Below are 22,420 nucleotides of genomic sequence, written 5' to 3'. Positions count from 1 at the left end.
TTGACCCCGCGCGAGGTTCCGTAGGGTGACAGGAGCGTAGTTTCACCCGTGTGGTCCCTTCGGGCCCGCGGCCGCGGCACGAGGAGCTCCCGGGATGACCCAGCACTACAGCGGCAAGAAGGCCGCCGAGATCGTCGGCATCACCTACCGCCAGCTCGACTACTGGGCTCGCACCGATCTCGTGCGCCCGTCGGTGACCGACGCGGCGGGCAGCGGCAGCCGTCGCCAGTACTCCTACCGGGACCTGCTGGAGCTCAAGGTCATCAAGTCCCTCCTGGACGCCGGCATCAAGCTGGAGTCGGTGCGCTCGGTGTTCGAGTACCTCCGCGAGCAGCTCGGCGAGGACATCGCCTCGGCCCAGCTGGTCATCAGCGGCGGCACCGCCATCCTCGTCCGGGACGACCACGAGCTGGTCGACGTGCTCAAGCAGGGCCAGTTCGTCATGAGCGGCGTCCTGTCGCTCGGCGGCGTCCAGCGCGAGGTGGACGACGCCCTCGTCGAGCTGTTCCCCACCGCCATCCCCGTCGTGGCCCCGCCAGCACCTCGTGCGGTGGGCGAGGGCTGATCGCCCTGCCCGGCACCGAACCGCCGTCGGCGCCCGTCGGGCTGCCCTACGAGCAGGTGGCCTTCGCCCACAACGCGGAGCGCCAGCTGGCCCGGCTCTTCGACTTCTACGCCGTGCGCTGGGAGTACGAGCCCCACACCTTCGTCCTCGCCCGCGGCGCCGATGGCCACCCCACCGCCGCCTTCGCCCCGGACTTCTGGCTGCCCGACCACGACCGCTACGTCGAGGTCACCACCATGGAGCAGCGGCTCGTCACCCGCAAGAACCGCAAGCTCCGCCAGCTGCGGGCGCTGCACCCCGGCATCGACGTCACCCTCATCTACCAGCGCGACTACCTCCAGCTGCTGGTGAAGTACGGCCTCGAGCGCCCGCAGCAGGACGGGCCCACCGACGCCCCGGGCTCGGCCCTCGAGCCCCTGGGCCTCCTCGGCCTCCACGCCGCCGACGTGGACGTTGCGGCCGCAGGCGGCAGCCCCTCCGCCGCCTGAGCCCGACCCGCCGCCCGCCGAGCCCGACGCCTCACGACGCCCACCGAGCCCGCCGCCCACCGCCGACCCCGGCGAACTTGTGGGCCCACGCCTCCGTTTTCGGCGCCCTCCGCCCACAAGTTCGCTGGGGGACCGCCCACCCCGCCGAACCCCGCTGAACTTGTGGGCCCACACTCCCGTTTTCGGCGCCCTCGGCCCACAAGTTCGCTGGGGGGGACCGGTCCGCGCACGACGGAACGGGAGGACAGGGTCGGTCGGGGTCGGGCCTCGGGGGGGCGCCGGGACGTCCCACTAGGGTCGCAGGGTGACCCTTCGCACCTCGCCGCTCGACGCTGCCCACCGCGCCCTCGGGGCCAAGATGGTCCCCTTCGGGGGGTGGGACATGCCGCTGTCGTACCCGGCGGGCACGCTGGCGGAGCACCGCAGCTGCCGCCAGGGCGCGGTCGCCTTCGACGTGAGCCACCTGGGCACCGTGCGCATCACCGGGCCCGAGGCCCTCGACCGCCTGCAGGCCGCCCTCACCAACGACCTCACCAAGGTCGGGCCGGGCCGGGCGCAGTACACCCACCTGCTCGACCCCGCCGACGCCTCCGTGGTCGACGACATCATCGTGTGGTGGGTCGACGACGAGCGCTTCGACGTGATGCCCAACGCGTCGAACACCGACGGCGTGGTGGGTGCGCTGGGGGAGGGGGCGGTCGACGTCACCGCCGAGCGGGCGATCATCGCCCTGCAGGGCCCCGCCGCCCGACGGCTCCTGGCCCCGATCTGGCCCGAGGCCGCCGCCATCGGCCGCTTCCACGTGATCACCGCCAGCTGGGACGGCGTCGAGTGCACCGTGGCCGGCACCGGCTACACCGGCGAGGACGGGCTGGAGGTGGCGGTCCCGGCCGAGCACGCCGGTGCCTTCTGGGACGCCGTGCTGGCCGCCGGCTTCGAGCCCGCCGGCCTGGGCGCACGGGACACCCTGCGCCTCGAGGCCGGCCTGCCGCTGCACGGCCACGAGCTCGGCGCCGGCATCACCCCGCTGCAGGCCGGGCTGGGCTGGGTGGTCGCCTGGGACAAGGGCGACTTCCGTGGCCGGGCCGCCCTCGACGCCGAGCGGGAGGCCGGGGTGGCCCGCCGCCTCCGGGCCCTCACCATCGAGGGCCGTCGCCCGCCCCGCGCCGACCAGGTCGTCCTCGTCGACGGCCAGGCGGCCGGGGTCATCACCAGCGGCAACTTCTCGCCCATCCTCGAGCAGGGGATCGCCCTGGCCTTCTGCCCGCCCGAGGTGGCCATCGGCGACACCGTCGCCATCGACGTGCGGGGCGAGGCGGTGGCCGCGACCGTGGTGAAGCCGCCGTTCGTGACCGCCACGCCCAGCGAGCCGGTGGCCTGAACCGCTAGGCGATGGTGAAGGTGAAGGTCTCGCTGGCGCCGTCCTTGCGGTAGCACGACACCTTGAGCTCGCCGCCGAAGCTGGCGTCGGGGAAGCTCATCGTCATCAACCAGGTCGAGAACAGGTCGTCGCCCTCGCCGCCGCCCTTCGGGTCGGCCACGGGACCGCCCTGGCTGTAGGTGGCCTTGGTCGGGTCGCAGCCCGTGGTGTCGGGAGCGACCTCCGGGTTCCACAGGACGCTCATGGCCACGTACAGGCGGCGGTCCTTCGGGTTGAGGAACGCCTCGCGGAAGGTCACCCCGGCGATGGAGCCGCTGTTGATCTCCGCCAGCGGCCCGGGGCCCCGGACCAGGTCCGAGATCGGCTGGCCCTCGTAGGCGAACCCGTTCACCCGGTTCGTGCCGTCGAAGGTGAAGTCGCTGAGGGTGGCGCACCCGCCGTCGGTCTGGCCGACGCCGCACACCTGCCAGTTCGGCTCCACCTCCCGGAAGGTCAGCGGCGCGGTGTTGTCGTACTCGTCGAGGAACGACGCCCACCGGCCGGCGGGCGATGCTGTGTCCACGGCGATGGACGAGGCGTTGCGCGCCTCGATGTCGCGGGCGAAGGTCTCGAGGTTGCTCGCCTTCTGCCCCGTCGCGAAGTCGGTCGTCGAGGTCGTGTCGTCGCCGCCGCTGGCGCTGGAGCCGTCGCTGCTCGAGCAGCCGGCGAGGGCGACGAGCACGGCGAGGACGACGAGCAGGGGACCGGTTCGGCGGATCACCGCTGGACCGTACCCCTGCCCGTCTCGTCCGGAACCGCCTAGAGGGGGTGGGCCAGGTCCTCCACGGGCGGGCAAGAGCAGACCAGGTTGCGGTCGCCGTAGCCGCCGTCGATGCGGCGCACCGGCGGCCAGTAGCGGTCGCCGCGCTCGCCGGTGCCGGGGAACGCCGCCAGCTCCCGCTCGTAGGGGTGGTCCCACCCGGTGGTGGTGAGGCAGTCGACGGTGTGGGGCGCGTTGTGCAGCGGGTTGTCGTCACCGGGCCACTCGCCGGCCGCCACGCGGTCGATCTCGGCGCGGATGGCGATCATGGCGTCGCAGAAGCGGTCGATCTCGCCGAGGTCCTCGGACTCGGTGGGCTCGATCATCAGCGTGCCGGCCACCGGAAAGCTCATGGTGGGGGCGTGGAAGCCGTAGTCGATGAGCCGCTTGGCGACGTCGTCGACGGTGACCCCGGTGTCCTTCGTGATCCCGCGCAGGTCGACGATGCACTCGTGGGCCACCAGGCCGCCGCGGCCCGTGTAGAGCACCGGGAAGTGCGGCTGGAGGCGGTGGGCGACGTAGTTGGCGTTGAGGATGGCCACCTGGGTGGCCCGCTTGAGCCCGGCGCCACCCATCATGCGGACGTAGGCCCACGGGATGGGCAGGATGCCCGCCGAGCCCCACGGGGCCGCCGAGATGGGGCCGGGACCGGTGGCCGGGCCGGCCTCGGGGGTCAGGGGGTGGCTGGGCAGGAACGGAGCGAGGTGGGCGCCGACCCCGATGGGGCCGACGCCGGGGCCGCCGCCGCCGTGGGGGATGCAGAAGGTCTTGTGGAGGTTGAGGTGCGAGACGTCGGCGCCGAAGCGGCCGGGCCGGGCCAGGCCGACCATGGCGTTCAGGTTGGCGCCGTCGAGGTACACCTGGCCGCCGGCGTCGTGCACGGCGGCGCAGATCTCGGTGATCGCCTCCTCGAACACGCCGTGGGTGCTCGGGTACGTGACCATCAACGCGGCGAGCTGGTCGCGGTTGGCGTCGATCTTGGCGTGCAGGTCGGCCAGGTCGACGTTGCCGGCGTCGTCGCAGGCCACGACCACCACCCGCATGCCGGCCATGACGGCGCTGGCGGCGTTGGTGCCGTGGGCCGACGACGGGATGAGGCACAGGTCTCGCCCGGTGTCGCCGTTGGCGAGGTGGTAGCCGCGGATGGCCAACAGGCCGGCCAGCTCGCCCTGGGACCCGGCGTTGGGCTGCAGGCTGACCGCCGCGTACCCGGTGATCTCCACCAGCCAGTCCTGCAGCTCGCCGATGAGCTGCAGGTAGCCGTGCGCCTGCGAGAGCGGGGCGAACGGGTGGATCTGGCCGAACTCGGGCCAGGTGATCGGCTCCATCTCGGTGGTCGCGTTGAGCTTCATGGTGCAGGAGCCCAGCGGGATCATCGAGCGGTCGAGGGCGAGGTCGCGGTCGGCCAGCTTGCGCAGGTACCGGAGCATGGCGGTCTCGGAGCGGTGGGTGTGGAACACCGGGTGGGTGCAGAACGGCTCGTCCCGCCGCAGCGCCTCCGGGATGGTCTCGGCGGTGGCGCCGTCGAGGTCGTCCCAGTCGACCGAGCCGAGGCCGAAGGCGCCGGCCACGGCGTCGAGCTGTGCTCGGCCGGTGGTCTCGTCGCAGGCGATGCCGACGGTGTCGGCGTCGACCCGACGGAGGTTGATGCCGTTGGCGAGGGCGGCGGCCAGCACGTCGTCGGCCCGCCCGGGGACCGAGGCGGTGACGGTGTCGAACAGGGCCTCGTGGGCCACCTCGACCCCGCCGGCGCGCAGGGCGGCGGCGAGGAGCTCCGCGTAGCGGTGGGTGCGAGCAGCGATGTCGGTCAGGCCCTCGGGCCCGTGGTACACCGCGTACATCGAGGCCACGACGGCCAGCAGCACTTGGGCGGTGCAGATGTTCGACGTGGCCTTCTCCCGGCGGATGTGCTGCTCGCGGGTCTGCAGGGCCAGGCGGTACGCCCGGTTGCCGTCGGCGTCGACCGACACGCCGACCAGGCGGCCCGGCAGCGAGCGCTGGAGGCCCTCGCGCACGGCCATGAAGCCGGCGTGGGGGCCACCGAAGCCGAGCGGCACGCCGAAGCGCTGGGCCACGCCCACCACGAGGTCGGCCCCGAGCGAGCCGGGGGAGCGAAGGAGGCAGAGCGACAGCAGGTCGGCGTCGACCGCGACCACGGCGCCGGCGGCGTGGGCCTCGTCGATCACGGCGGACCAGTCGACCACCTCGCCCGAGGAGCCGGGGTAGGGCAGCAGCAGGCCGAAGGCCGTCACGTCGGCGGGGAGGCCGCCGCGCAGGTCGGCCACCACGACGGGCAGGCCGATCGGCTCGGCCCGGGTGCGCACGACCTCGATGGTCTGCGGGTGGCAGTCGGCGTCGACGAGGAAGACGGCGTCGTCGGGCACGCCCTTCGCCACCCGGCGGGCGAGCGTCATGGCCTCGGCGGCCGCCGTGCCCTCGTCGAGCAGCGAGGCGTTCGACAGGGCCATGCCGGTGAGCTCAGTGACCATCGTCTGGAAGTTGAGCAGCGCCTCGAGCCGGCCCTGGGAGATCTCCGGCTGGTACGGCGTGTAGGCCGTGTACCAGGCCGGGCTCTCGAGCACGTTGCGCAGGATGACCCCGGGGGTGATCGTGGCGTGGTAGCCGAGACCGATCATCGAGGTCACCACCTCGTTGCGATCGGCCAGGGCCCGCAGGTCGGCCAGGGCCTCGGTCTCCGAGCGCGCCGGCGGCAGGTCGAGCACGGCGTCGAAGCGGATCCCGCTGGGCACCGCGGCGTCGGTCAGGTCGTCGAGCGACCGGTGGCCCAGCGCAGCCAGCATCTTCGCCTGGTCGTCGGGCGACGGCCCGAGGTGGCGGCTCTCGAACGGGGCCAGGCCCTCGAGGTCTCGGAGCTGGGGGCGAGCGGTCATCTGGAGGTCTCCCGGGGCGGTGCGCGCCGGATGGACCTCCCCCGCTGTCGGTGGAACCTGAGAGCTTCACCCGGCGGACCGGGCTTTCCCCTTCGGTGAGGCGCAACGGTGCGCCTGCTTTCCAGCGTTGCCTCGTTCGGACGGTCCTGGGGCCTGAGAGATTCCGGGGAGGGATTGCTCCTTCGGCGTGCCCCGAGGGGCACTCTCCCGTCCGAGCTCGACGGCGGCGCCACGCTACCAGGGCGCCCCGCCGACGCCGTGGTGGGTGGATCGGCCGCCCGGGCCGGTCACCCGAGCGTCGGCAGCGGAGCGGCTCCGCGACCGCGGCGAGGCGCGTCCGGTGGGCGCGCAGGCGGCTACGCTCCGCGGCGGGTCGGGCAGCGGGCGTCGGCCTCCTCCGCGGCGGGTGAGCCGCACGGGCAAGGAGCAGACATGAGCGCGAAGCGCATCATCGGGACCTTCGGCGCGGCGGCGCTGCTGGTCCTGGGCAGCGGTTGCGGCAAGGTCGCCGAGAAGGCGGCCGAGAAGGCCACCGAGAAGGCCATCGAGGATCAGAGCGGCGGCGACGCCAAGGTCGACATCGACGGCGGCAAGGTGAAGGTCTCCGACGGGGACGGCAACACCTACGAGACGGGCGACGACGGCAGCGTCAAGATCTCCGGCGACGACGGCAGCACGTCGTTCACCTCGGGCGAGGGCACCGAGCTCCCGAAGGGGTGGCCCGACGACCTGGCCCCGCCGAAGGGCACCAAGATCGAGACCGCCACCGAGTCCGACGGATCGCTCACGGTGAGCGGGAGCCTCGACGCCCCGGTCAAGGCCGTCTACGACGGCATCAAGGCCCAGCTCCAGGACGGCGGCTACGAGCTCACCGGCGACACCTACACCTCGGCCGAGGGCTCCGGCTACGGTTCGCTGACGGCCACCAAGGGGCAGAAGGACGTGAGCGTCAGCGTCACCGGAGGCGGCTCCGACGGCAGCGACGGGTCCGTCGTGATCATGTCGGTGATCCCGAAGGGCTGACCGAGCGAGGACCGAACGCGACGGTGCCCGGGCCTGGAGGCCCGGGCACCGTCCGCGCTCGAGGCCGGCCCGCTCAGCTGACGGGCGCGGCGTCGCCGTACGCGTCGGGCTCCTGCTCGGCGATCCAGTCGAACAGGGGCTGGCCGCTGAACCAGCCGGCGAGGTGGCCGCCGACGTTGTCGTAGGTCTGGCGGGCGACCTCGTCGCCGATGGGCTGCGGCGTGCCTGCGGCCCGGGCCAGGAGCTCGACCTCGCAGGTCCGCTCCATGGTGACGTACCAGAACACGGTCTCCTCGATGCTCTGGCCGACGGTCAGGATGCCGTGGTTGCGCAGGATGGCCGCCTTCTTCTCGCCGAGGGCGTGGGCGATGCGCTTGCCCTCCTCCGGATCGTTCACGACGCCGGTGTAGTCGTCGAAGAGGACGTGGTCGTCGTAGAAGATGCAGCTGTCCTGGGTGATGGGGGAGAGGGTCTCGCCGAGGGTGGACCAGGCCCGCCCGAACTTGGAGTGGCTGTGCGCCGCCGCCACGACGTCGGGACGGGCGGCGTGGATGCCCGAGTGGATGGCGAACGCCGCCTGGTTCACCGGCCAGGAGCCCTCGACCACCTCACCGGCGTGGTTCACCAGGATCAGGTCGTCGGCGGTGATCTGCTTGAAGCTCATCCCGAACGGGTTGACCCAGAAGTGGTCGTCGTGCTCGGGGTCCCGGGCGGTGATGTGGCCGGCGACGCCCTCGTCGAAGCCGAGGCGACCGAAGATCCGGAAGGCCAGGGCCAAGCGCTGCTTGCGCCAGAGGCGCTCGTCCGGCGTGCTCCGCTCGACGAACATCGGGTGGGGGGTGCGCTTCGACGGCATGGTTCCTCCTGGTGGGCCAGACCCCGAGTGTAGGGCCGCCCTTGACCGGAGGGTCAGGCGAGGGCGGGCGCCGGCGCAGCGGCGGGGGCAGGCACCGGGGCCGCCTCGGCCTGCGCCGCCGGCTGCGGGCCTCGGCTCATGCGCAGGACGTGCTCGCCACCGGAGCGCCAGATCACGGCGTCGACGGCGTAGTGGTGGAGGTTGAAGACCACGAAGATCAGCGACGGCACCATGGCCGGCACGCCGGGGGTGGCCGAGCGCGAGGCGAGGTCCGGCAGCCAGTTGGTGAGCAGCAGCCCGCCGGCGGCCGCCCCGCCGAACACGCAGAGCCAGCGGTGGAGCAGGTGGGGCTCCCGGCGCTCGACGGCCAGGTCGACCTCGGCCCGGTGCGACACCGTGAGGTACTGCACGGCGTGGAGGCCGGCGAGCACCACGGTGGCGCTGACGTAGGTGGGCGGCACCAGGAACCACAGGCCACCGGCGAGGTACGTGCCCCACAGCCCGAGCGGCGGGACCCGCCGGGCCCGAGCGCCGAGCACGGCCATCAGCACGAGCGCCGAGGCCAGCGAGAGGGCGGCGCCGCCCCGCACCCACGGGTCGAGCCCGTGCGGCACGATCGCCATGGTGACGTCGTAGCTCTGGTAGCTCGCCGAGCGACCCCGGCCGTAGATCTCCAGGACGTCGTAGAGCCACACCGGGTACAGCGCGTAGCGCAGCAGGAGGGCCTCGTGGCGGGTGGGCCGGAGCCCGGCGCTGCGGGCCGAGAGCATGGCGATCCCGTAGGCCTGCTTGATGTAGTGCCACCCGGTGAGGGTGAAGACCGCCACCAGCAGCAGGCGGAGGCCCGACCGGCCGGCGCCGGCGTGGCCGGTGGTCTGGCTCAGGACGACGAACGCCGAAGCCGCGGCGAGGGCGGCGGGGAAGACCACGAGGCCGAAGGGGTGGTGCTTGATGCTGCGCAGGCCGTCGCCGTAGGCCAGGTGGTACGACGCACCGAAGTGCATGGCCGCCAGGGTGATGAACACCCCGGAGAGCGCCCCGGTGATCGGCCCGATGGACGCGCCCCCCTCGGCTCACCACCAACCACGCCACCACGCCCAGGCCCCCGAGGAGCCAGCCGTCGAGGCGGGGATGGACCAGTGCCCGAGCCCGCGCTGCCACGGGCGCCAACGTAGCCGCGCCGAGGCGCTGGTGGGCGCGCCTCTGCCGGATGGCGCGGGCGGTCGCACCGCCGGATCGTGGCGCGGGCTATGGTCTCGCTGTTCACTTCGTCCGTATTGGGCGATTAGCGGGAGTAGATGCACATGCGGGCACGGTTGATCGGTCCCTTCCTCATGGTGGCCCTCGGGGCCGCCCTGCTCGTGGGCCCCGCCCAGGGCAGCGCCATCGACGTCGGCTCGAGCTCGCCGTGCACCACCACGACGCAGGGCCCCGTCGCCGGCGTCGTCAACCCCGACCCGTGCAGCACCACCACCACGACGGGGTGCCCCGTGCCCAACCAGGGCGCCATCATCGTCGACCCCTGCACCACCACGACCACCACGTGTGGCCTGACCCAGGGCGTGGTCATCGTCGACCCCTGCTCGACCACCACCACCGTCGACCCCTGCGGGCCGACGATCGGCGTGGTGAGCCCGTGCACCACCACCTCGATCGCCGAGACCACCACCACGGCGGTCGGGGAGACCACCACCACGGAGGACTCCGGCGTCGGCGGCGAGCAGGAGACCTCCACCACCACCCCGGCGGTGGCACCGGCGGCGGTCAACCGCGGTGAGCTGCCCCGCACCGGCAGCGACAACCTGCCGCTCACCGCGGCCGCCATCGGCCTCATCGTCCTGGGCCTCGGCCTGGCGGTCGCCGAGCGCCGCCACCAGGTCGCTCGCAACCAGAGCTGAGCCTCGGGCCTCGGCCCACCCGCACGACGCACCGCCCGCCGATCCCTCGGCGGGCGGTGTCGCGCCCGGCCACGGCGGCCTGCCGGCAGCCCCGCCGCAGGCGAATGACCTCGCCGTCCCGGTTGGCGCGAGCCGACGGGCGGTGTCGCGCCCGACCGCGGATGCCTGCCGGCAGCCCACCGCCGCAGGCGGATGACCTCGCCGTCCCGTCGACGCGAGCCGACGGGCGGTGCTCGAGCCACGAGGCACCGCGTGCTGCGTCGGCGGTGGCGCCGGCGGTGGCGTCGGCGTCGGCGCCGGCGTCGGCGTCGGCGTCGGCTGACGCGAGCAGATCACGCGCTGCGCCCGCGATCGGGTGCCCGGGCAGCGGAGAGGCCGGTGCCGCCGACCGAGCTGCGTTTCGTCACGTGACGAAACAGTGCACGACCTGCGGCTGCAGGGGAGCGCGACCCCCCCCCGAGCGTCACCCCGCTTCGGCGGTCCGGGGCTCGATCCAGCAGGCAGCCGCCGGTCGGGCGTTGTCGAGCAGCCAGGCCATGGCCTCGCGCACCTCGGCGGCGCTGGGCCTTCCCGTGAGGTCGCGATCGACGTCCTCGATGGCGGCCTGCAAGCAGTACAGCGCGCCTTGGAGCTCCTCGAGCTTCAGGCGGTCGACGATCACGTCGCCGTCGCCGAGGCCGTGCACCCCGGCCAGCTTGCGGGCGAGGTGCGCCTGCTGGCGACAGCCCGGACGGCAGTAGCGGCGAGGCCGACCGGTGGGCCGCCGCTCCGGCAGCGCCCGGCCGCACCACCGGCACCGTTCGGCTCGGAGCAGCGCCGGCTCGGGATCGGGTGCTTTCGTCACGTGACGAAACGTAGCCCGACGGCAGAGGCGGGGAAGCGATGCCCCGTCGACGCCGCCTGGCCGCCCGACCCGATCCCGCCAGCCAACGCAGCTCAAGATCCGCCCGATCGACGGAACCACTCGGAACTTTGGGTCCCACACGGGCGCGCACGGGCCTCAGACCCAAAGTTCGGTGGATGGGCCGAGCCCATTCGGAACTTTGGGTCCGACACCGGCGCCCGCAGGGGTGTGGGACCCAAAGTTCGAGCGGTGGTCGAAGGTGACGCCACCCGCCATCACTGGTTCCCGGACCTGGCATAGAAATTACATAACGTAAATTATGGGCGAACGGGGGAACGCCCAATAGGGCTCAACCGGCGAGGGCCAGGCGGTAGCCGCCGTCGTAGACGTCCTCGGTGCGGAGGTGGCCGTGGCGGCGGTCCCAGGCGCCCGAGGCCAGGTCGGCGCGCAGGGCCGCCGTGCCCCGGGCGAGGTCGTCGGCCGGCAGCATGGCCAGCCACGACATACCGGACTGCACGTCGGGGTCGAGGTAGGCCTCGGGGCGGGCCCAGAACGCCACGCCGAACCCGTCGAGGCAGTCCCGGGGCACCAGCACCGGGCGGACCTCGTGGAGATCGAGGTGCTCGGCGAGCAGCCGCTCCCCCGGTGGGTCGATCTCGCTGGGCAGGTCGAGGGCGGCGGGGAAGTACTCGATGGCCCAGAAGTCGCGGTTCCGGAGCGGCTCGAAGTAGAGGACCACCTGGCGAGCGGCCACCCGGGCCAGCTCCCCCAAGCCGGCGGCCGCATCGGTCCAGTGGTGGGCGGTGAGCACGGCCAGGGCCAGGTCGAACGAGCCGTCGGCGAACGGCAGCGCTTCGGCCACTCCCCGGACCACGGGAGCCGGCCGGCCAGCTCGCTGGCGGATCATCTGCACCGAGGGCTCGACGGCCACCACCGCCCGATCGGCCGGCTCGTAGCTCCCCGACCCGGCGCCGACGTTCACGATGGTGCGGGCGTCGCCGAGCGCCGCGTGGACCTGCGCCGCCACGTGGGGATCCTCCCGACGGGTTCGGCCGTAGGTCCGTCCGATGGCGTCGTAGCGGGCTCCGGCGGCGGCGGTCACAGCCGCCACCCTCGCGCCCCCTCCCCCGGCCGAGCAGTGGTTTCCGGTGGGCCGCTCAGGCGTGCCGGCGGCGAGCGCCGCGCACCACCAGGGTGCCGCTGACCACCAGGACCGCCGCCGAGGACAGCAGCGAGCGCAGGTCGATGCCGGTGCGGGCCAGGGTGCTCCCCCGGACGGCGGTCGACCCCTCGCCGCCGGACCGCGGGCCGGCGCCGCTGACCGATGAGATCGGCGCGGTCACCCGGACCTCGCTGGTCGTCGACGAGCTCGGTGCCGGCGTGGTGGCCAGGGGCAGGTCGACCGACGTGCTCGGCCCCAGGACGACGTCGTCGGGCGTGCTGGTGGAGGTCGTGGCGCGGCGGACCGTGGTGCTGGTGGTCGCGGCCGCCGTCGTCGAGGTCGCGGTGGTCGAGGTCGTGGTGGCCGGGGTGGTGGTCGAGGTGGTCGTCGTCACGGGGGTGGCGGCGAGCGTGGCCAGGTCGACGGTGACGTCAACGAGGCCGCTGCGCAACGTCAGGTGCGTGGGCGAGGCCCGGTTGCCCTGCCACTCGGTCTTCTCGGCCTCGACCAGCAGCTCGACGGCGCCGGCGGCGAGGTCGGCCCCGGTCAGGAGCCGGGCCGGGGCGGCGCAGAACAGGGGCGCGTACGAGTCGCAGGGCGCCGCGACCCGGTCGGACCCGTCCGGTCGCTGCTCCACCAGCGAGGGCGTCGAGATGCGATCGTCGTGGTCCTCCACCACCTGGTAGCGCATCAGGAGGGCGTCTCCCACGCTGATGGCGCCGTCGCCGTCGCGATCCTCGACCACGGTCCCCGCCGCGTCGACGAACAGGTCAGGCGACGGTCCCGGCATCGCCACGACGTCGGTCCGGCCCCAGGCGACGTGCTCGACCCCGGTGTCGTCTGCGGCGCTGAAGACCACCTGCACCGGGATCGAGGTCGCGGGCAGCGACGCCGCCGGCAGGGTCGCCCGCAGGAAGCAGGTGACGGACTCGCCGGGCGCCAACCGCCGGCGCGGGCAGGCGAAGCCCTGCTGGTCCCGGCCGTCGTTCGTGGTCAGGGTGGTCGAGTACGGGGTCACGTCTCGGTCGCCCACGTTGGTCACCTTCGCCGTGAGCAGCACGTAGCCGCCCTCGAGCACCTCCCCGCCCGCCGCCTGGGTCGTCTCGACCTCCCGGACCTCGACGAGCAGGCCACCGGTGGTGGTCGACGTCGTGGCGGTCGGCGGCAGGACCGGGAGGTCCGGCGTGGCCAGCGAGATGGTGAACGGCGTCAGGTCGCTCTGCACCTCCGACGCCGGACCGAACGGCATGGTGTAGCGGGTGTTGGTGGCGTGGGCCTCGACCCGCAGCACGCCCGCCGCCAGGTCGGCGGCGGAGAGGTCGTGGGCCACCGAGATGAAGTCGATGGCGTCGACCACCGGTCCGGTCGGGCCGTCGGCCGGGTGCTGCTCGCCACCGACGAGGTCGGTGACCCTGACCAGGCCGGAGCCGGTGTCGCCGACCACGTGGTAGGTGACCCGCACCGCGTCGCCGACGCTGGCGGCGCCGTCGCCATCGGCATCGAGGAGCCGGGCGTCGGTGGCGAGGACCGACAGCGGCTGGACCAGCCCGGCGTGCTGGGCCAGGGCGTCAGCCCCCGCCGACCGCTCGGCGCCGGTGCCGTCGTGGGCCCGCACCTCGGCGTGCAGGACGTAGGAGGGGTAGGCCAGGACCGCGGGCACCACCCAGCGGACCCGGCAGGCGGCGGTGCCGCCCGGCGCCAACGTGACCCAGCTGCAGGTGGTGGCGATCTGGGGGTCGGTGCCCGGCAGGGCGACGCTCGCCTCGAACGGGGTGAGGTCACCGGCCCCGTCGTTGTGGACCACCAGGGCGAGGAACACCACCTCCCCCTCGGACAGCGCGAGGTTGCTCCCGTCGCCGTCGTCGCCGCCCAGCTGCTGCAGCTCCACCCGCATGCCGCCCGCGGCGGCCTGGCTGACCCGGCCGGCACCCGTCGGCGTGGCCGGCGCCGCGGTCGGGCCGACGAGGCCGAGGGCGACCACCACCAGGCTGGCGGCGACGGCGAGGGCCCGCCGCCCGACGGGTCGCAGCGCCGGCAGAGGGCGCAGCAGCAAGGGCGGGAGCAGGGACACGGTTCCTCCGAGGTCGCGCCGCTGCTTCCACCGAGCACCGGCCAGGGAGGAGGAGCCGCTGCGCCGCCTCCCATGACAGGCGCGTCAGGGCACGCCCGGCTCGGGCCTCAGTCCAGGCAGAGCTCGTTGCCCTCGGGGTCGGCCAGGGTGAGGTGGCCGGCCGACAGGGGCGGCTGCGGCTCCTCCCGGTACAGGCGGGTGGCGCCGAGGGCGACGAGCCGGTCGGCCTCGGCCTCCAGGGCGGCCATCCGCTCGTCGCCCTGGAGGCCCGGGGCGGCCCGGACGTCGAGGTGGACCCGGTTCTTGGCCACCTTGTCCTCCGGCACCTGCTGGAAGAAGACCCGCGGGCCCACGCCGGCCGGGTCCTCGATGGCCGAACGGCTGTTGCGCTGCTCCTCCGGCACGCCGATCCCGGCGAGGAACCGATCCCAGGCCTCGAGCGGGTCCTCTCCCTCGGCCAGCACGACCCCCGGCGGGCCAGGGTGGACGTACCCGAGCACCTCCCGCCAGAAGGTCGACAGCGCTCGGGGGTCGTGGGCGTCGAAGGTGACTTGGAACTCGCGGGTCACGGGGTGCTCCGTTCGATGGCGTGGTCGCTCGAGGCGGCGGTGGGTCGCACCTTCGCGCACGAGGCGGACAGGGGCTGTCCGCTTCGGCCGGGGTCGTTCGGGCGGCTCAGCCGCCGACGTAGGCGGCGAGGTGCTCGCCGGTGAGCGTGCCCCGACCGGCGATGAGGTCGGCCGGAGTGCCCTCGAACACGACGGTCCCGCCCTCGTGGCCGGCTCCGGGCCCGAGGTCGATGATCCAGTCGGCGTGGGCCATGACGGCCTGGTGGTGCTCGATGACGATCACCGACTTCCCCGAGTCGACCAGGCGGTCGAGCAGCCCCAGCAGGTTCTCGACATCCGCGAGGTGCAGGCCGGTGGTGGGCTCGTCGAGCACGTAGACGCCGCCCTTCTCGGCCATGTGGGTGGCCAGCTTCAACCGCTGGCGCTCGCCCCCCGAGAGGGTGGTGAGCGGCTGGCCGACCTTCAGGTACCCGAGGCCGACGTCGGCGAGGTGGGTGAGGACCTTGTGGGCCGCCGGGACCGACGCGTCGCCAGGGGCGAAGAACGCCTCCGCCTCGGCCACCGACAGGTTCAGCACCTGGTCGATGTCCTTGCCGCCGAAGGTGTGCTCGAGGACCTCGGCCTGGAACCGCTTGCCCTCGCACTCCTCGCAGACGGTGGCCACGCCGGCCATCATCGCCAGGTCGCTGTAGAGAACCCCGGCGCCGTTGCAGGCGGGGCACGCCCCCTCGGAGTTGGCGCTGAACAGCGCCGGCTTCACGCCGTTGGCCTTGGCGAAGGCCTTGCGGATGGGCTCCAACATGCCGGTGTAGGTGGCCGGGTTGCTGCGCCGCGAGCCCTTGATGGCGCCCTGGTCGACGGTGACGACCCCTTCCCCACCGGCGACCGAGCCGTGGATCAGCGAGCTCTTGCCCGAGCCGGCGACGCCGGTGACCACCACCAGCACGCCGAGCGGGATGTCGACGTCGACGTCGCGGAGGTTGTGGGTGCTGGCGCTGCGGACCTCGAGGGCGCCCGACGGCGCGCGCACCTCGTCCTTCAGCGTGGCCCGGTCGTCCAGGTGCCGACCGGTGAGCGTGCCGCTCCCCCCGCAGGCCCTCGACGGTGCCCTCGAACACCACCTCTCCCCCGTCGCTGCCGGCCCGGGGACCCAGATCGACCACGTGGTCGGCGATGGCGATGGCTTCGGGCTTGTGCTCCACGAGCAGCACGGTGTTGCCCTTGTCGCGCAGCTGGAGCAGCAGCTCGTTCATGCGGGCGATGTCGTGGGGGTGCAGGCCGATGGTGGGCTCGTCGAAGACGTAGGTGACGTCGGTGAGCGACGACCCGAGGTGGCGGATCATCTTGGTGCGCTGCGCCTCGCCGCCCGACAGGGTCCCGGAGGAGCGGTCGAGCGAGAGGTAGCCCAGCCCGATCTCGACGAACGAGTCCAGCGAGTGGCGGAGCGTCGCGAGCAGCGGGGCCATCGACGGCTCGTCCAACCCGCTCGCCCACTCGGCCAGGTCGCTGATCTGCATGGCGCACGCGCCGGCGATGCTGATGCCGGCGACCTTGGACGAGCGGGCCGCCTCGTTGAGCCGGGAGCCGTCGCAGTCGGGACAGGTGGTGAAGGTGATCGCCCGCTCCACGAAGGCCCGGATGTGGGGCTGCATGGCCTCGACGTCCTTGGACAGGTATGACTTCTGGATCTGGGGGATCAGCCCGGCGTAGGTGAGGTTGATGCCCTCCACCTTGATCTTGGTGGGCTCCTTGTGGAGGAGGTCCGCCATCTCCTTCTTGGTGAACCGCTTGATCGGCTTGTCGGGGTCGAAGAACCCGCAGCCTCGGAAGATGCGCCCCTGCCAGCCGTCCATGCTGTAGCCCGGGATGGTGAGGGCGCCCTCGTTGAGCGACTTGGCGTCGTCGTAGAGCGCCATGAGGTCGAAGTCGGTCACCGAGCCCATGCCCTCGCAGCGCGGGCACATGCCGCCGGCCCGGCTGAACGTGCGCTTCTCGCGGGTCTTCTGGCCACCCTTCTCGACGGTGATGGCGCCGGCCCCGCTGACCGTCGCGGTGTTGAACGAGAAGGCGTTGGGCGGCCCCACGTACGGCTGGCCGAGGCGGCTGAAGAGGATGCGGAGCATGGCGTTGGCGTCCGTGGCGGTCCCCACCGTCGAGCGCACGTTGGCGCCCATCCGCTCCTGGTCGACGATGATCGCGGTGGTCAACCCGTCCATCACGTCGACGTCGGGCCGGGCCTGGGTGGGCATGAAGCCCTGCACGAACGCGCTGTAGGTCTCGTTGATCATCCGCTGCGACTCCGCGGCGATGGTGCCGAACACCAGCGAGCTCTTCCCCGAGCCCGACACCCCGGTGAAGACCGTCAGGCGGCGCTTCGGCAGCTCGACGCTGATGTCCTTGAGGTTGTTCACCCGGGCGCCCTGGACGCGGATCAGGTCGTGCTGGTCCGCCGGGTGCGAGGCGGACGCGGTGGCCTTGGTCATCGGGTCTCCTCCGCCGGGGCGGTCGTCGGGCTGGTGTGGGCAGCGCGGTTCGAGGACCGGCGGACGCAGCCCCCCGGACGAGCCGGGCTCAATCCTCGGGGAGTGCGGCGAAGTCCCGCTTGGCGCCCTTGTACCACGCCATCCCCTTGATGGGGTGCTTCCACCGCCCCTTCATGTCGTCGCGGGCCGGCCGGTGCGCGTCGTCGCCGGCGGCGACGGCGTCCTTGAGGTGCTGGTCCTGGGCGTTGATGACGTCGTCGGCCGTCTCGCCCCGGTGGGCGTGGTCGCACGGGCCGCCCAGCTGGGCGCAGGTCATGGTCTTCATCGTTCGATCGCTCCTCGCGCGTCGGGTCGGGTCAGGCCTGGGCGATGCGGACGAGGTTGCCCGACGGGTCCCGGAAGGCGCAGTCTCGAGCCCCCCACGGCTGGGACGTCGGCTCCTGGAGGACCTCGGCGCCCGAGGAGCGGACCTGCTCGAAGGTGGCGTCGAGGTCGTCGGACTTGAAGATGGCCGCCTGCAGCGAGCCCTGGGTGACCAGGGCGAGGAGGGCGTCGCCTTCGGCCTGGGAGCGTCCGCCGTGGGGCTGCGAGAGCACGATGTCGACGTCCTGGCCCGGTGCTCCGACGGTGACCCAGCGGAAGCCGTCGGAGGACACGTCCATGCGGACCTCGAAGCCCAGCGCGTCCCGGTAGAAGGCCAGCGCCTCTTCGGGGTCGTGGACGGAGATGAACATCTGGGAGACGGTGGTGGTTGCCATGGCTCGACCGTACGGGCACCCCCGGCCGGCCGCTTCTCCGATCCTGCTCGGTGGGGCGGGGTGGCGCGAGCAGCGGGCTACGAGGAGGCGCGGGTCCGACGCGGCCGCGTGCCGACCTTGCTGGCGCACGACGGCACCGCCTCGAGCCCGCCGTGGTCCCGCGCCCGGTACGCCGAGGGCGTCTCCCCCACGATCTCGGTGAAGCGCGCTGAAGGAGCCGAGCGAGGTGGCACCGACCGCGACGCACGCGCCGGTGACCGACGTGCCCTGGCGGAGCAGCGCCTTCGCCCGCTCGATGCGTCGGGTCATCAGGTAGGAGTAGGGCGTCTCGCCGTAGGCGGCCCGGAACTTGCGGGAGAAGTGGGCCGGTGACATCAGCGCCGCTCGCGCCATGGCGGGCACGTCGAGCGGCCGCGCGTACTCCCGGTCCATCAGATCCCGCGCCCGCCGGAGGTGCGCGAGGTCGGCCAGCTCGTCCGGCGTCATGGCCACGAACCTACGCGACCACCTTGCGATCGGCTCCGCTTCCGCCCCGGGCTCAGCGCCCGTTGGTGGAGAAGTGCGGGGCCTCGGGATGCGTCGGCGACGTCGCCCCGGTGAACAGGCGCACCTGGTACGCCGGGCCGTGGGCGCGCACCCAGTCCCAGCAGGCGCGGTTCTCGGGGATGCGGACGCCGTTGCAGGTGAGGTCGATCGCCAGCCCCCACTCGTGCATCGACCGGCCTGGGGGGGTTCGCCGGGTAGCCGTGGTCGTAGAGCCACTGCTGCTCGTCCCAGCTGCGCCAGCTCCCCGGCGAGAGCATCCACGACGGGGTGCCTGGGTCGCGCTCGGCCTGCAGGTTCCACCCCGCCTTGCGGGCCAGCGCCACCAGGCCGTCGACCTCGAGGTACCAGCTCCGATCGACGTAGATGTTGGTGCCGGGCACCAGCACGATCGAGACGTCCCGCTGCGTGCCCCCGCCCCCGGCCTCGCAGCGCGGGACCAGGCCACCGCTGCGGAACGTCGAGCACGGCACCGTGGCCCGGGGCCGGGCGAGGGTCCCGCCGAACAGGTGCTCCACCGCCCACCCGAAGAACGTGGCCCGGTCCTGGGAGCCGTTGCGGAACGCCGCCTGCCACAGCGCGAGCTCGCTTGCGGTGGCGGCTCGAGCCGCCCCGTCCCGGTACACCCGATCCACCAACGCGGCATCGGCCAGCTCGCCCCGGCCCGCCCGGTACTCGGCGGTGTCCATGAGGACGAGGGCGAACCAGGTGGCGTTCGGCGTCTCCACGAGGCGGGGGTACCAGTAGGCCTTCGACGCGGCGTTGGGGTGTCGGCCGAACACGGCCACGAACCCCCGGTCGAGCGCCTTGGTCGCGTAGGCGGGCGTGGCCGTGCGGTCGAGGGCGGCCCCGGCGGGGACCGGGCTCGAAGCGCCGCCCAACACGGAGGCCACGAGGACCCCGACGACGACCAGCGCCCGCAACCGCCCGTCTCGCACCATCGCCCGACCGTACCGGCCGCTCCCCTGCCCGGCCACCGCCACGCGACGGGTGGCCGTCGGGGCGGCGCGGGCGTGGGTCCCCGACCGTCGGCGTCGAGGGCGGCCGCTGGCGGTCCCAGGCCCCGAAACGGTCGCAAACCCCCACCACCCGGCCCGCAACGCCGGACGGGCGGTGGTGGCCGACCGAGTAGGTTGGCTCGCCTATGTCCCGCAGGATCGACATCGAGCTCACCAGCACCCGCGACGACGGGTCGTGGACCTGGCGCGCCGCCGGAGCCAAGCAGCCCAAGGGGGTGCTCGATGGTGCCCTGCTGCCCGCCGGGGCCGCCGTGGGCGACCAGCTGCGAGCCGACGTGGAGACCAGCCTGGACGGGACCGACGTCCTGGCCGTGCTCCCGCCCAAGGGCAAGTCGCATCGCGAGCCGGAGCGCATCGAGCTCATCGCCAAGACCCTGAAGGACGACGAGCTCGTCACCCAGACCCTGGCCAAGCGGGGCCGCGGCGATCGTGGTGACCGCGGCGACCGCGGGGACCGGGGCGACCGACGAGATCGCGGCCCGCGCCGCGACGGCGATCGCCCGCGCGGCGACGGCCGTCCCGGTGGCCGCTCGGGCGGCCCCGGTGGCGATCGCACGGGTGGCCCCCGCGGCGACCGTCCCCCGCGTGGCGACCGGCCCGGCGGGGACCGGCCCGATCGTCCCCGCCGCGAGCGCCCGGCCCCGCCGGCGAAGCCGAAGGCCAAGCGCCTCCGCCCCGGGCGCGCCCACCGCAAGGTCGCGCTGGACGCGCTGGCGCCCGAGGAGCAGGTGATCGCCGAGCAGATCCTGCGCGGCGGCGTTCCCGCCGTCCGCCAGGCCGTCGACAAGATGAACGAGCAGGCCAAGGAAGAGGGTCGCGCCGAGATCAAGGCCGAACCGCTGCTCGCCGTGGCCGAGCGCCTCCTCCCCGCCCTGCGCGCCGCCGAGTGGCGCGACCGCGCCGAGGCCGCCGTCGCCGACCTCGAGGAGCTCGACCTCCGCGACCTCCGCTCGGTCGTCGTGGCCGCCGAGACCGCCGCCAAGGACGACGAGACCCGTGAGCTCGCCGCCAAGCTGCGCGACGGCCTCGCCCTGCGGGTCGACCTCGAGCAGGGCGCCTGGCTGGCCGAGATCGCCGAGACCCTCGGCGACGGCCGGGTGGTCCGGGCCCTGCGCCTGAGCTCCCGTCCGCCCAAGGCCGGCGCTCCCCTGCCGGCCGACCTGGCCGCCAAGCTGGCCGAAGCGGCTTCAGCCGCCCTCACCGCCGACACCGTCAGCGATCGCTGGGCCACCGTGCTCGACGCGCTGTCGTTCTCGCCGGTGCGCCTGACCGTGGTCCCCGCCTCCAAGCCGGAGACCCCCAGCGAGGAGCTGGTGGCCGCCATCACGCGCGTCGCCAGCCGGGTGCCGAAGGTGGCCGAGGCCTTCGGCATCGCCGCTCCTGCCGACGCTCGCCGTCGCGGTCCCCGCTCCGGCGGTGGTCGCAAGGCCCCGGGCACCGGCGGTGGCGCCGCCACCGGGGGCGGCCGCCCGCCGCGCCCGCCGAAGCCGCCGAAGCCGGCCGCCGCCCCGACCGACGGGGCAGCGCCAACCACCGACGCCCCAGCAGCCGATGCTCCCGCCGATGCCGCGCCCGCTCCGGCGCACGAGTCGGCGGCTGCAGCTGCCACCGAGGCCACGACGAGCGAGACCCCGGTCACCGACGAGGCTGCGGCGACGCCCGCCGCCGAGGCCGGCGCACCGGCCGCCCCGACCCCCGAGGTCGACGCGACCGAACCGCCGCCCGCGGTCGAGTCGCCCGCTCCGGCGACCGAGGCACCGGCCTCCGAGGCCGAGTCCCCCGCCGAGCCCGAGCCCGAGCCAGAGGCAGCGGCACCCGAGGTCCCCGCCGAGGCGACCGAGGCCGAGCCGACGCCCGCCGCGGCGCCGGGCACCACCGACGAGTGAGGTCTCGGCCCGGCCGTCGCTAGGACGGACCGGGCCGGGGCACCACCACCGAGGCACGGCTGGCCCGGCCTCGGAACGCGCCGGAGCCAGGCTCTTCGTCCCAGCGCGCCCCGCAGGCGAGGCACTCGCAGGAGTCGAGGTGCACCGAGCCGAGGTACAGGCGACCGACGGCGTAGGCCTCGCAGTAGGGGCACCGGAGGTGGCTGGCCGGCGGGGCGCTCATCGACGCGAGACGCTATCCACCGGCGGTCCGGCGCTGGGTGACCCTCACGTCAGCCACCGCCGACGGCAAACCTGACTGATCGGTCAAGTTTGGGTAACGTGCGCGCCATGAGCGTCGACTACGAACTGCGCGGCCACGTTGCCGTCATCACCATCAACCGGCCCGGGGCCCGCAACGCGGTCAACACCGACGTCGCCCAGGGCATCGAGGCGGCCATCGACCAGCTGGAGGCCGACGACGCCGCCTGGGTCGGCATCCTCACCGGCGCCCAGACCGAGAAGGGCTGGATCTTCTGCGCCGGGGCCGACCTCAAGCAGATGGCCACCGACCCGGGCGGCATGTCCACCGCCAAGGGTGGCTTCGGCGGCTTCGTGCAGCGGGAGCGCACCAAGCCCGTGATCGCCGCCGTCGACGGTCCGGCCCTCGCGGGCGGCACCGAGCTGGTGCTCGCCGCCGACATGGTGGTGGCGTCGAAGACCGCGGTCTTCGGCATCCCCGAGGTCAAGCGCAACCTGGTGGCCGCCGCCGGTGGCCTCTTCCGCCTCCCCCGCAAGATCCCCCGCAACATCGCCATGGAGCTGGCCCTCACCGGTCGCCTCGACTTCCCGGCCGAGCGGGCCTACCACTTCGGCCTCGTCAACACCCTCACCGAGGAGGGCGAGGCCCTCGCCGGAGCGCTGGCCCTGGCCGAGCAGATCACCGAGGCCGCGCCGCTGGCCGTCCGGGAGAGCCGCAAGATCGTGATCGAGGCCACCGACCAGCCCGACGACGTCGGCTGGAAGCTCTCGGGCGAGGGCATCATGAAGATGTTCGGCACCGAGGACTTCAACGAGGGCCTCACCGCCTTCATCGAGAAGCGGGCCCCGGAGTGGCAGGGCAAGTGACCCCGGGGGCCTCGCCCCACCTGCGCTGAACCCGACGTGCCCCGCTCCCGGAGCGGGGCACGTCGGCGCCCAGGGGC

General features: G+C 73.6%; 19 protein-coding genes, 2 pseudogenes and 1 riboswitch. Of the genes and pseudogenes, 7 read left to right on the top strand and 14 right to left on the bottom strand.

What is annotated here, in order from left to right; all coding sequences use genetic code 11:
• Nucleotides 1–94: 94 nt before the first annotated feature.
• The 3 genes from KSP35_RS03960 (at nucleotide 95) to gcvT (ending at nucleotide 2,434) form a co-directional block, all read left to right on the top strand.
• The gene (locus KSP35_RS03960) at nucleotides 95–565 is read left to right on the top strand and encodes a MerR family transcriptional regulator (protein WP_216999113.1); all 471 of its coding nucleotides are present in this window, start codon (nucleotides 95–97) and stop codon (nucleotides 563–565) included.
• Between the two features lie 56 nt (nucleotides 566–621).
• Complete coding sequence (locus tag KSP35_RS03955) at nucleotides 622–1,053, top strand: hypothetical protein (protein ID WP_216999111.1); 432 nt, start codon at nucleotides 622–624, stop codon at nucleotides 1,051–1,053.
• Between the two features lie 304 nt (nucleotides 1,054–1,357).
• On the top strand, nucleotides 1,358–2,434 hold the full coding sequence (gcvT, locus tag KSP35_RS03950; protein ID WP_216999110.1) for a glycine cleavage system aminomethyltransferase GcvT: 1,077 nt from the start codon (nucleotides 1,358–1,360) through the stop codon (nucleotides 2,432–2,434).
• Between the two features lie 4 nt (nucleotides 2,435–2,438).
• Here the strand turns inward: gcvT and KSP35_RS03945 are convergent, their stop codons facing one another.
• Together KSP35_RS03945 and gcvP are read right to left on the bottom strand one after the other, a co-directional pair.
• Nucleotides 2,439–3,194: a hypothetical protein gene (locus KSP35_RS03945; RefSeq protein ID WP_216999108.1), complete on the bottom strand. Its 756-nt coding sequence runs from the start codon at nucleotides 3,192–3,194 to the stop codon at nucleotides 2,439–2,441.
• Between the two features lie 38 nt (nucleotides 3,195–3,232).
• Nucleotides 3,233–6,124, bottom strand: coding sequence for an aminomethyl-transferring glycine dehydrogenase (gene gcvP / locus KSP35_RS03940; RefSeq protein ID WP_216999106.1), 2,892 nt, complete (start codon nucleotides 6,122–6,124; stop codon nucleotides 3,233–3,235).
• Between the two features lie 131 nt (nucleotides 6,125–6,255).
• Nucleotides 6,256–6,344, bottom strand: a riboswitch (glycine riboswitch).
• Nucleotides 6,345–6,556: 212 nt separating this feature from the next.
• Here gcvP and KSP35_RS03935 point away from each other — a divergent pair.
• Nucleotides 6,557–7,147, top strand: coding sequence for a hypothetical protein (locus KSP35_RS03935; protein WP_216999105.1), 591 nt, complete (start codon nucleotides 6,557–6,559; stop codon nucleotides 7,145–7,147).
• Nucleotides 7,148–7,220: 73 nt separating this feature from the next.
• Here the strand turns inward: KSP35_RS03935 and KSP35_RS03930 are convergent, their stop codons facing one another.
• Together KSP35_RS03930 and KSP35_RS03925 are read right to left on the bottom strand one after the other, a co-directional pair.
• Nucleotides 7,221–8,003 carry a class II aldolase/adducin family protein gene (locus KSP35_RS03930; RefSeq protein ID WP_216999104.1) on the bottom strand — a complete coding sequence of 261 codons (783 nt, stop codon included), beginning with the start codon at nucleotides 8,001–8,003 and terminating at the stop codon, nucleotides 7,221–7,223.
• A 53-nt stretch (nucleotides 8,004–8,056) separates the two neighbouring features.
• Nucleotides 8,057–9,028, bottom strand: coding sequence for a hypothetical protein (locus KSP35_RS03925; protein ID WP_216999103.1), 972 nt, complete (start codon nucleotides 9,026–9,028; stop codon nucleotides 8,057–8,059).
• Between the two features lie 279 nt (nucleotides 9,029–9,307).
• Between KSP35_RS03925 and KSP35_RS03920 the strand changes: the two genes are divergently transcribed.
• On the top strand, nucleotides 9,308–9,901 hold the full coding sequence (locus tag KSP35_RS03920) for an LPXTG cell wall anchor domain-containing protein (protein ID WP_216999102.1): 594 nt from the start codon (nucleotides 9,308–9,310) through the stop codon (nucleotides 9,899–9,901).
• Nucleotides 9,902–10,364: 463 nt separating this feature from the next.
• On the opposite strand, the gene KSP35_RS03915 is transcribed toward KSP35_RS03920, so the two are convergent.
• The 9 genes and pseudogenes from KSP35_RS03915 to KSP35_RS03870 all read right to left on the bottom strand — a co-directional run bounded on the left by KSP35_RS03915 (nucleotide 10,365) and on the right by KSP35_RS03870 (nucleotide 19,272).
• Complete coding sequence (locus KSP35_RS03915) at nucleotides 10,365–10,745, bottom strand: hypothetical protein (RefSeq protein WP_216999101.1); 381 nt, start codon at nucleotides 10,743–10,745, stop codon at nucleotides 10,365–10,367.
• Between the two features lie 349 nt (nucleotides 10,746–11,094).
• A complete protein-coding gene (locus KSP35_RS03910) occupies nucleotides 11,095–11,847 on the bottom strand; it encodes a class I SAM-dependent methyltransferase (RefSeq protein WP_216999100.1) in 753 nt (250 codons plus the stop codon).
• 55 nt (nucleotides 11,848–11,902) lie between these two features.
• Nucleotides 11,903–13,978 (bottom strand): hypothetical protein, encoded by a 2,076-nt coding sequence (locus KSP35_RS03905; RefSeq protein ID WP_216999099.1) that lies wholly within the window; start codon nucleotides 13,976–13,978, stop codon nucleotides 11,903–11,905.
• A 107-nt stretch (nucleotides 13,979–14,085) separates the two neighbouring features.
• Nucleotides 14,086–14,547, bottom strand: a complete 462-nt coding sequence (locus tag KSP35_RS03900; RefSeq protein WP_216999098.1) for a VOC family protein — start codon at nucleotides 14,545–14,547, stop codon at nucleotides 14,086–14,088.
• Nucleotides 14,548–14,653: 106 nt separating this feature from the next.
• Nucleotides 14,654–17,030, bottom strand: a pseudogene (locus KSP35_RS25560) (ATP-binding cassette domain-containing protein).
• Between the two features lie 88 nt (nucleotides 17,031–17,118).
• A complete protein-coding gene (locus KSP35_RS03880) occupies nucleotides 17,119–17,355 on the bottom strand; it encodes a hypothetical protein (protein ID WP_216999090.1) in 237 nt (78 codons plus the stop codon).
• Between the two features lie 31 nt (nucleotides 17,356–17,386).
• Nucleotides 17,387–17,788 carry a VOC family protein gene (locus tag KSP35_RS25555; RefSeq protein WP_371748632.1) on the bottom strand — a complete coding sequence of 134 codons (402 nt, stop codon included), beginning with the start codon at nucleotides 17,786–17,788 and terminating at the stop codon, nucleotides 17,387–17,389.
• Between the two features lie 77 nt (nucleotides 17,789–17,865).
• A pseudogene (locus KSP35_RS25550) lies at nucleotides 17,866–18,274 on the bottom strand (helix-turn-helix domain-containing protein).
• Entirely contained in the window at nucleotides 18,271–19,272 is a 1,002-nt protein-coding gene (locus KSP35_RS03870; RefSeq protein ID WP_216999086.1) for a hypothetical protein, read from the bottom strand. The pseudogene KSP35_RS25550 and the gene KSP35_RS03870 overlap by 4 nt, the downstream one beginning before the upstream one ends.
• 203 nt (nucleotides 19,273–19,475) lie before the next feature.
• On the opposite strand from KSP35_RS03870, the gene KSP35_RS03865 reads away from it, so the two are divergent.
• Entirely contained in the window at nucleotides 19,476–21,236 is a 1,761-nt protein-coding gene (locus KSP35_RS03865; RefSeq protein ID WP_216999084.1) for a hypothetical protein, read from the top strand.
• A gap of 19 nt (nucleotides 21,237–21,255) precedes the next feature.
• Here KSP35_RS03865 and KSP35_RS03860 read toward each other — a convergent pair whose 3' ends face one another.
• Nucleotides 21,256–21,459: a hypothetical protein gene (locus tag KSP35_RS03860; protein WP_216999082.1), complete on the bottom strand. Its 204-nt coding sequence runs from the start codon at nucleotides 21,457–21,459 to the stop codon at nucleotides 21,256–21,258.
• Nucleotides 21,460–21,566: 107 nt separating this feature from the next.
• Between KSP35_RS03860 and KSP35_RS03855 the strand changes: the two genes are divergently transcribed.
• Entirely contained in the window at nucleotides 21,567–22,343 is a 777-nt protein-coding gene (locus tag KSP35_RS03855; RefSeq protein ID WP_216999080.1) for a crotonase/enoyl-CoA hydratase family protein, read from the top strand.
• Nucleotides 22,344–22,420 lie beyond the last annotated feature (77 nt).

This window comes from Aquihabitans sp. G128, assembly GCF_019048865.1.
In the GTDB taxonomy this organism is placed as follows: Bacteria; Actinomycetota; Acidimicrobiia; order Acidimicrobiales; family Iamiaceae; genus Aquihabitans.
Note: the sequence above shows the minus strand (reverse complement) of the source record. Positions and strands in the feature narration are given on the sequence as shown.

Excerpts from the sequence above, each read along its gene's own strand:
- KSP35_RS03935 (WP_216999105.1), top strand. The coding sequence starts at position 6,557 with ATGAGCGCGAAGCGCATCATCGGGACCTTCGGCGCGGCGGCGCTGCTG.
- KSP35_RS25555 (WP_371748632.1), bottom strand. The coding sequence starts at position 17,788 with ATGGCAACCACCACCGTCTCCCAGATGTTCATCTCCGTCCACGACCCC.
- KSP35_RS03870 (WP_216999086.1), bottom strand. The coding sequence starts at position 19,272 with ATGGTGCGAGACGGGCGGTTGCGGGCGCTGGTCGTCGTCGGGGTCCTC.
- KSP35_RS03860 (WP_216999082.1), bottom strand. The coding sequence starts at position 21,459 with ATGAGCGCCCCGCCGGCCAGCCACCTCCGGTGCCCCTACTGCGAGGCC.
- KSP35_RS03960 (WP_216999113.1), top strand. The coding sequence starts at position 95 with ATGACCCAGCACTACAGCGGCAAGAAGGCCGCCGAGATCGTCGGCATC.
- KSP35_RS03855 (WP_216999080.1), top strand. The coding sequence starts at position 21,567 with ATGAGCGTCGACTACGAACTGCGCGGCCACGTTGCCGTCATCACCATC.
- KSP35_RS03920 (WP_216999102.1), top strand. The coding sequence starts at position 9,308 with ATGCGGGCACGGTTGATCGGTCCCTTCCTCATGGTGGCCCTCGGGGCC.
- KSP35_RS03865 (WP_216999084.1), top strand. The coding sequence starts at position 19,476 with ATGTCCCGCAGGATCGACATCGAGCTCACCAGCACCCGCGACGACGGG.
- KSP35_RS03930 (WP_216999104.1), bottom strand. The coding sequence starts at position 8,003 with ATGCCGTCGAAGCGCACCCCCCACCCGATGTTCGTCGAGCGGAGCACG.
- gcvP (WP_216999106.1), bottom strand. The coding sequence starts at position 6,124 with ATGACCGCTCGCCCCCAGCTCCGAGACCTCGAGGGCCTGGCCCCGTTC.
- KSP35_RS03880 (WP_216999090.1), bottom strand. The coding sequence starts at position 17,355 with ATGAAGACCATGACCTGCGCCCAGCTGGGCGGCCCGTGCGACCACGCC.